At 49.6% G+C, this 240-nt stretch carries 1 pseudogene; it reads left to right on the top strand.

Features of this window, described 5'->3' with window-relative positions:
• A pseudogene (locus tag HMPREF2675_RS11140) lies at positions 1-240 on the top strand (transposase); the annotation flags it as partial.

Below are 240 nucleotides of genomic sequence, written 5' to 3'. Positions count from 1 at the left end.
TCGATGAAGAAGGACAAGTCAGCGGCCAAACCTCACCGAGTAAGGATAAAGATGCCCGCTGAATAAAGAAAAACGGCCTCTACAAACTCGGTTACAAACAACATACCCGCACCGATGAGGAAGGCTATATCGAGAAACTGCACATCACCCCCGCCAATGTCCATGAGTGCAAACACCTGTCGCCTTTGTTGGAAGGCATTACCGAAGGTACGACCGTCTATGCCGATAAAGGCTACGACA

Source organism: Neisseria sp. HMSC061H08, from assembly GCF_001836795.1.
In the GTDB taxonomy this organism is placed as follows: domain Bacteria; phylum Pseudomonadota; class Gammaproteobacteria; order Burkholderiales; family Neisseriaceae; genus Neisseria; species Neisseria subflava_A.
The sequence above is the reverse complement of the archived record's forward strand: the minus strand, read 5'-3'. Positions and strand labels throughout refer to the sequence as shown.